The sequence below is a fragment of the Slackia sp. genome, assembly GCF_977041755.1.
In genome coordinates this window covers 1-5856 of record NZ_CDRRGL010000110.1, presented here as the reverse complement: position 1 = coordinate 5856, position 5856 = coordinate 1, and the positions used below count along the sequence as shown (strand labels likewise).

7 protein-coding genes are annotated in these 5856 nt (G+C 61.0%); all 7 read left to right on the top strand.

Going from position 1 to position 5856, the window contains the following annotated elements:
- Positions 1-825, top strand: an 825-nt coding sequence (locus ACWI8T_RS07675; protein ID WP_449138511.1) for a molybdopterin dinucleotide binding domain-containing protein, incomplete at its 5' end; no start/stop codon positions are given.
- 23 nt (positions 826-848) lie between these two features.
- Positions 849-1445: a 4Fe-4S dicluster domain-containing protein gene (locus ACWI8T_RS07670; RefSeq protein ID WP_449138510.1), complete on the top strand. Its 597-nt coding sequence runs from the start codon at positions 849-851 to the stop codon at positions 1443-1445.
- Positions 1446-1457: 12 nt separating this feature from the next.
- On the top strand, positions 1458-2684 hold the full coding sequence (nrfD, locus tag ACWI8T_RS07665; RefSeq protein ID WP_449138509.1) for an NrfD/PsrC family molybdoenzyme membrane anchor subunit: 1227 nt from the start codon (positions 1458-1460) through the stop codon (positions 2682-2684).
- Positions 2685-2765: 81 nt separating this feature from the next.
- A complete protein-coding gene (locus ACWI8T_RS07660; protein WP_449138508.1) occupies positions 2766-3128 on the top strand; it encodes a hypothetical protein in 363 nt (120 codons plus the stop codon).
- A gap of 3 nt (positions 3129-3131) precedes the next feature.
- The gene (locus ACWI8T_RS07655; protein WP_449138507.1) at positions 3132-3563 is read left to right on the top strand and encodes a DUF4405 domain-containing protein; all 432 of its coding nucleotides are present in this window, start codon (positions 3132-3134) and stop codon (positions 3561-3563) included.
- Between the two features lie 32 nt (positions 3564-3595).
- On the top strand, positions 3596-4312 hold the full coding sequence (locus ACWI8T_RS07650; protein ID WP_449138506.1) for a TorD/DmsD family molecular chaperone: 717 nt from the start codon (positions 3596-3598) through the stop codon (positions 4310-4312).
- A 178-nt stretch (positions 4313-4490) separates the two neighbouring features.
- Positions 4491-5856, top strand: a 1366-nt coding sequence (secD, locus tag ACWI8T_RS07645; protein ID WP_449138505.1) for a protein translocase subunit SecD, incomplete at its 3' end; no start/stop codon positions are given.

Genomic DNA, 5856 nt, shown 5'->3' with positions numbered 1-5856 from the left:
CTCGAGGAGGTTTCTAACGCGGGCCAAACGTCGAGTCTCAATTACAACGAGAAGGCGATCGACCCGCTGTATGAGAGCAAGCCCGATCCACAAATTATTTCAGAGCTCGCGCAGAAGCTGGGGCTGGGTGACTATTTCTCGCTCGACAACGGCGGCATCCTCAAGGAAATGATGGACACCCCCATTGGCGCAGCGCTTGGGCAGACCGTGGAGGACCTGAGGGAAAAGAAACAGGTGCGCGTCGTTCCCGGCGATGCCGAAAAGAAACCTCATATCGCGTATGAAAACGGCGTATTCGGCACGGCGACGGGACGTTTCGAATTTTATCGCGAGAATCCGCTGCCCCGCGCCGCTACAACGAAGGTGCCGACGGCAGAAGAAATCGAGACCAATCGCATGGCCCATTGGTTCCCCCCGTTGGAGGCGTGGCCCGAAAACGAGCTGTACAAGAAATACCCGCTCGTTCTTATGAGCGAGCGACCGCGTTATCGTGTTCACTCGCAGTGGTTCAGTGTGCCGCTTCTGCGCGAGCTCGATCCCGAGCCATTTGTGAAAATCAACCCGAAAGATGCCGATGATCGCGGCATTAAGAACGGGGATTACGTCGAGTGCTACAACGACCGCGGCTTTGCGGTTGCGAAGGCCGTGCTGTCGCAGGCGATTCGCCCGGGCACCATGGTGTATCCGAAAGGTTGGCAGCTTAGCCAACACAAAGCTGGCGGCTGGTCGCAATTGAGTTCGACGGAGTTTGACTCTTTTGCTGTGAACAACAACTTCATGGACGTGCTCTGCGAAGTTCGCGTGTGGGATGGAGGTGCTCAATAATGCATCTTGGATACGTAATCGACATGAAAAATTGCATCGCGTGCCATGCCTGCGCCGTCGCATGCAAAGTTGAGAATAATTTGCCTGATGGCATTTGGTGGGCTCGCGTTTTGACCGATGGTGGCGAAAACCAGGACACTCCTGCTGGTGAGTTCCCGAATCTTACGATGAACAACATCGAGGTTAATTGCCAGCACTGCGAAAACCCGGCATGCGTGAAGGCGTGCCCGGTTGGAGCAACCTACAAAGACCCTGAAACGGGCGCCGTTCGCCAGGATTATGATAAGTGCATCGGGTGTCGCATGTGCATTGCGACCTGCCCTTATACCGGCGTGCGCTCGTTTAATTGGGAAGAACCGAAGTATGCTATCGGCCAAGATATGGGCGACGCAGATGTCCCGAAGCATCAGAAGCATGTCGTTGAGAAGTGCACGATGTGCTGGCATCGTCTAGCAAAAGGCAAGCAACCCGCATGCATTGAAGTTTGTCCGGCGCGCGTTCGCTATTTCGGAGATTTCGACGACCCTGATTCCGAAGTTTCGAAGCTTATTCGCGAGCGCGAGTACGTGCAACTTTTGCCCGACCGTGGCACGAAGCCGTCCGTTTATTACCTGGTGTAAGGGAGGCCAATTATGACTGAGAACGTTACTGCGGCCCCCACCGCAACAAAACCCAAGCGCGAGACCTGGGGCGGGCGCGGGCTCACCGTTGCCATCGCCGTGGCTGCGGTCATTACCGTGGCCGGCATCGCCTGCTGGGCCGTGCAGCTTTCTGGCGGCATGGTGCAGACGGGCATGCGCAACCTGGACTCGTGGGGCCTCTACATCACGATGTTCATGTTCTTCGTGGGCTTGTCGGCCGGTGGTCTGATCATCTCCAGCGTGCCCAACGCCTTCGGCATGAAGGGCTTCGGCGGCATCTCGAAGGTGGCCATCTGGACCAGCGTGTGCTGCACGTGCGCGGCCATCGGCTTCGTCGTGGTCGACCTTGGCGGACCGGCCCGCCTGTGGGAGCTGTTCGTGTACTCGAACTTCACCAGCCCGCTGATGTGGGACATTCTGGTGCTGGGTACCTACCTCATCTTGTCGGTTGTCTACCTGTGGGCGTACCTGCGCCACGAGGCGGGCAAGCTGTCCCACACTGCCATTCGCGCCATCTCGGTGGTGGCGCTCATCGTGGCCATCCTGGTGCACAACGTCACGGCTTGGATCTTCAGCCTGGCGCCTGCGCACGAGTTCTGGCACACCGCGCTCATGGGCCCGTGGTTCGTAGCCTCGGCTCTGGACTGCGGCACGGGCCTCGTGCTCATCGTGTGTCTGGCGCTGCGCCGCGCCGGCTACCTGTCGCTTGAGCAGAAGCATGTCACCAATCTCGCCAAGATGCTCGCCGTGTTCGTGCTCGTCGACCTGTATTTCTACGCCTGCGACCTGCTGACCAGCGGATACTTCGGCGGCGAGGGCGCTGAGGTCGTGACTATGCTCACCTCCGGCGCGCTGGCGCCCGCGTTCTGGACGCAAATCATCCTCATGGCGGTCTCGGTGGCCATTCTGGTGGTTCCTAAGCTGCGCACCGATGCCGGCGTCGTGGCCGCCTCGGCCCTGGCAATCGTGGGCGTGTTCTGCAAGCGCCTGCAGATCCTGGTCGGCGGCTTCCAGATTCCGAACCTCGACATGCCGGGCGTCACCACGCAGTACACCATCACCAACTGGCAGGCTGGCTTCAGCGGCGCCTACCAGGGCATGGTCTACGCGCCGCAGCCCATCGAGTTCGTCGTGGCGGCCGGCGTGCTGGCCATGTGCGTGCTGTTCCTGCTGTTGGGGCTGAAATACCTGCCCCTGAAGCCGGCGGGCGATAAATAGCCCATACTTCTCTCCCGTATAACCAGGCGCGGCGCCTCCCCAATCCCGGCCGCGCCTGGCTCCTTTTCCGAAAGGTTCGCCATGGCAAAAAAGCTTATATGCGTTATCGCCGCATTTGCGCTGGCGTGCGTCTGCGTTTTTGCCGCGGCGAGCGTTTCGTCGAAAAGCGTCGGCGTCCCGCAGGCGATTGCCGCCGATTCGCCGTGCCCGGCGACGGGCTGCGCGAGCGGCGAGTGCCACGATTACGCGCACGTGCCAAGCCCCGACGGCATCCACGAGATGGCCTGCCCCGAATCGACGTGCGCGTCGGTCGAGTGCCACGCGTGGGAGACGCTCGTGGGCGGCGGCTACCGGAGCGCGTCGGACGCGAGCCTGAACCTGTGGGTGCTCGGCCCGGTCGTGTTTTTCGGCGGGCTCATCGTGCTTCTGAAGAAGGTGGGGTAGGCCATGCCGAAGAAAGCGAAGCTCTCACTCGACATCGCAGCGGCTGCGTTGCTCGCGGCGGCGGTGCTTCCCCAGTTCACAGGGATAGCCGCCCATGAATGGGCAGGACTTGGCGCGCTCGCGGGGCTGCTTTTGCATGTGGCGGCGAGCCTCGATGCGCTGGCCGGCCTTGGCATGGCGGTGCGACGAGGCTCTCTGCTTGCCGTCGTTCGCATTGCGCTCGACGCGGCGCTGTTTTTGGCGCTCGCCGTGTGCGTGATGTCGGGTACGCTCACCAGCGCCACGGTGTTGCCGGCGGCAGGCCTGTTCGCGCCGGGGTATTTCGTGTGGGACCCACTGCACGCAGCTTCGGCGAAAGTGCTGCTTGCGCTGGTTTTGCTGCACGCGGCAAGCCATGCGGGTAAGCTTGTGAGCATGTTGAAGGCGAAAGATTAGGCGTTTCCAAAAATAGACAGAAAGGATTGGCGATGGAGAGCATTTCGAGCGAGGCGTGGACTGTCCGCGCGACGGCGTGGGAGCTGGCTGCGTTTAGCTTCCGCCACCCTACGCGAGAGCTGGCCGAGGCCGTTGCATGCGGAGAATGGGCCGATGCGGCTCGCGAGGTGTGCGGGGCGTTGGATGCAAAGCTGCCCAAGGAGCTTGCGGAAGGTGTCGACTTTTCCGGGAAGAGTGGCTCCGATTCCGCCGAATCGCCCAACGTCCTCGGCGGCTCCGATGCGATCGATCGTTTTTTCCATCGCCTGCGCGCCGAGGCGACGCGCCTGTTCGTGGGGCCGACCGAACCTGCGTGTAGCCCCTACGAGGGTGTGTGGCGCGCGAAGGCCGATGGCGTGAAACCGCTGCTGTTCGTGAACCCGCATTCCATGGAAGTCGAGCGCTTTGTGAAGGCGTGCGGTTTCACACGCTCCGAGGGCAAGAACAATCCGCTCGATCATATCGCCACCGAATGCGAGCTGCTCGAAGCGCTCGCCCTGCGCGCGGCGGGCCTGCCAGGCACGGCGGGCGAGCGCGCCCTCGCCGATTCCAATTTGCCGGGAGGCTCCGCCGCCGCAGCGTATTCCCAGTTCATCGAAGAACACCTTGAGATCTGGGTCGTCGATTTCTGCGCGTCATGCGAATCGGAGGCGCGCGAGCCGTTCTACCGCGCCGCTGCCGCATATCTTCGCTGCCTTCTCGAAGGGTAGGCATATCGGCTTTTGCGGTGCGAAAATGCGCAAATCAATGCGTAAACCCACCGTACGCGCGCTCCTGTAGATGAAAGTTACCCGCGATTCTCCTTGATGTGGCATAATGAAAAGGTTCTATAGAAAATTGCCCTTACTGCGCCTATGCGCAGGGGCGACACGTCACGGAAAGAGCCGTATGAAGTCCGAAAAAGCCGAGGCAGCAAGCCTCAAGCCTGCTCGCGACCGCAAGAAGAAAACGTCGCAGCATGTGAATCGCCGCAATGTGTGGCTGATCGTCGCCACCGTGCTTTTGGTACTGGGGTCAGTGTTCGCGTTTATGCCGCCTCAGGAAAAGATCAACCAAGGCCTCGACATTCAGGGCGGTTTGTCGGTCGTGCTTACCGCGAAGAGCACCTCAGGCGATGCCGTTTCCAGCGAAGACATGGAGAAGTCGCGCTCCATCATCGAGAGCCGCGTGAACGCGCTCGGCGCGAGCGAGGCATCGGTTTCGCTGCAGGGCAACGACCAAATCCTCGTGCAGATTCCTGGCCTTTCCGACACCGAGGCCGCACTCGACACCATCGGCCGTACTGGCAAGCTCGAGTTCGCGCGCCTCGATTCCTTCACCGACGAATCGGTGAAGACCAAGATCGACAACGGCCAGTACGTCACGCAGGAAACCGTGACCGACGCGGCCGGCAATAAATTCCCCACGGGCAAACAGAGCTACGACCTCGAAGTGCCTGAGGGCACCTACACGCCGCTCGTGACCGGCTCCGACATCACGCGCGTGACGGTTGATAAGGAAAGCGAGGCGTCGGCGAACTACGCGGTCGACATCACGCTGAATTCCGAGGGCGCCAAGGCGTTTGAAGAAGCGACCCGCGACCTCGCGGCCGACCATGGCAAAATCGTCATCATCCTCGACGGCAAGGTGCAAAGCGCTCCTGCTGTGCAAGGCGTGATTTCTGGCGGCAACGTATCCATCACGGGCAACTACACCATGGACGAAGCCAAGGCGCTGCAAACCGTGCTCGAGTCGGGTTCGCTGCCGGTGAGCTTTGAATACGCGCAGAGCCAAACCGTTGGCCCGACGCTTGGCCAAGACGCGCTTGCTTCTGGCGTGCTCGTCGCCGCAATTGGCCTGGCGCTCGTTATGCTCTACCTGCTTCTTTTCTACCATGGCCTGGGTCTCATCACCGCTGCCGCCATGGCCGTGTTCGCGTGCTTGTATTTGGGTATTTTGGCGCTGCTTTCGCATTTCGGCCTGTTCAGCCTGTCGATGGCGGGCATCGCGGGCGTCGTGCTCACCATTGGTATGGCCGCCGACTCGTCGATTCTTACGCTCGAGCGCTTCCGCGAGGAAATTCGCATGGGCCGCAGCGTGCGCGCCGCGTCCATCACGGGCGTGCGCCACGGCATCCTGACCTCAATCGACGCCGACCTAGTAACGCTTGTTTCCGCGCTCACGCTGTTCTTCCTGGCCAGCGCATCGGTCAAGGGCTTCGGCCTTACGCTCGCGCTTGGCATTCTGTGCGACATCGCGATGATGCTGCTGTTCA